We start from the raw sequence: 2,235 nt of genomic DNA on the forward strand, positions 1-2,235 counted from the left end.
GCGTCCAGCGTCCAGCGTCCAGCGTCCAGCGTCCAGCGTCCAGCGTCCAGCGTCCAGCGTCCAGCGTCCAGCGTCCATTAACCAATCTTTGCGCTACCTCACATAAGCCCACAGCCTAGCGCTCTCACCTGGGGCGTAATTCGCGCTACACTTCCTATGCGTTTATAACAACACCATAGAACGCACCATAATAAAATAAAATTAGGAAGAGCCAATGAAATTACTGACTAACAAGACTGTAACGAACAGACCCAGCCCATTTACCTCGTTTTCCTTTAAAACCGTGCTCACGTTTTGCAGTGCGTTTGTATTAGCCGCCTGTGGCAGTAACAGTGGAAGTGGTACTGCCGACGAGGCCAATAACTCCAGCCCCGCGCCCACGGCATCGAGCAGTAACCAGGCCAGCTCCGATACCGCCAGCACGAGCTCTGAAGCGACGGGCGAGCCCAGCCGTATTTTGGTTAATCAGGTGGGTTATGCGCCTCAGGCGGCCAAAGTGGCTGTAGTGCCCGAGGGCGGCGCTGCCGAATTCGTTGTGATTGATACCGCCACCCAAGCCACCGTTTTGCAAGGTGAGTTGTCGGCCTTTAGCGAGTGGACACCAGCGGGGCAGGTGGTCGCGCAAGCTGATTTTACCGAGCTGGCTCAGCCCGGCACCTATGTTGTAAGGGTGGAAGGCGTGCAGGACTCCGACCCCTTTGTGGTCGCCAGTCAGCCCTATCAAGCGCTCAATGCCAGCGCGTTAAAAGCCTATTACTACAACCGCGCCGGCTTTGCGTTGGATGCTGAGTACGCCGGTGAGTGGGCACGCGACGCCGGCCATGCGGATACCGAGGTGCTGGTGCACGCATCGGCCGCCTCCGACCAGCGCCCGGAAGGGACTGTTATCTCGGCGCCCAAGGGTTGGTACGATGCAGGCGACTATGGCAAATACGTAGTGAACTCCGGTATATCCACATACACCTTATTGGCCGCGCTGGAGCACTTTGGTGATTTCTACACAGCCAATGACACGGGTATCCCCGAAAGTGGCAACAGTACCCCCGATATTCTGGAAGAGGTGATGTGGAATCTGGAGTGGATGCTCGATATGCAAGACCCGAACGACGGCGGCGTCTATCACAAGCTTACCACTAAAAATTTCTCCGGCGCGGTGATGCCCAGCGAGGCGACCGATACTCGCTATGTGGTGCAAAAAACCACCGCCGCCACTTTGAACTTTGCCGCGGTTATGGCGGCGGCAAGCCGAGTGGTTGCCGAGTACGAGGACGTTTATTCAGGCTTGTCGGATGAAATGCTAAGTGCGGCGCAATCAGCCTGGCAATGGGCTGAGGCCAACCCCGATATTGCTTACCAGCAGCCTGCGGATGTAAGCACTGGCGCCTACGATGACGACACCTTTAATGACGAATTTGCCTGGGCCGCGGCCGAGCTGTATATCAGCACGGGCAATGACGATTACTATCAAACGCTTAACTTAACCGAGCAGAGCATCAGTAACCCGGCCTGGGCGCATACTGGCGCGCTCGCTTGGGTGTCGCTGGCTCATCACCGGGCCAACCTGACCGAGGCGGCCGATGTGTCCTTGATTGAGTCGGGTGTGCAGCAGTTTGCACAAGAACTGGTTGCTGACAGCGAGGCTTCCGCTTACGGTGTGGCATTGCTGCACGGCGATTTTTACTGGGGCAGCAATGGTGGCGCATTAAATAAGGCCATGATGCTGCTACAAGGCTACCGCTTAAGCGGTGACGCGCAACAATTAAAAGCCGCCCAAGCGTTGTTCGATTATATTCTAGGGCTTAACCCCACTGAATACAGCTATGTAACCGGCTTTGGCGAGCGCCCACCGATGCACATTCACCACCGTCAGTCCGAGGCAGACTCAGTGGTTGAACCTGTGCCCGGTTTTGTCGCCGGTGGCCCCAATACCGCCGCGCACAACGATTGCGGTGCCGATCAATACCCCGCCGGCGAAGAAGCCATCGCCCGTGCCTACCTGGACCACTGGTGTAGCTACTCCACCAACGAAGTCACCATCAACTGGAATGCGCCACTGGTGTATGTGAGTGGGGCTTTGGAGAGTATTTATGGGAGGGAGTGATGTTCGTCTGAAGCCGGACGCGGTGGGGTGGAACGCATAACGCGGAATGCGGAATGCTATAGAAGGGCGGCTCCTTACCGGGGTCGCCCTTTTTATTGTCACGGTGTATGAAGATGAATGGCGACAATGCTTGA

1 protein-coding gene is annotated in these 2,235 nt (G+C 56.6%); it reads left to right on the plus strand.

Going from position 1 to position 2,235, the window contains the following annotated elements; translation table 11 throughout:
• Positions 1-214: 214 nt before the first annotated feature.
• Positions 215-2,101, plus strand: coding sequence for a glycoside hydrolase family 9 protein (locus tag Q4563_RS15440; protein WP_303605080.1), 1,887 nt, complete (start codon positions 215-217; stop codon positions 2,099-2,101).
• The last annotated feature ends 134 nt before the right edge of the window (positions 2,102-2,235 follow it).

Source organism: Gilvimarinus sp. 1_MG-2023 (assembly GCF_030548285.1).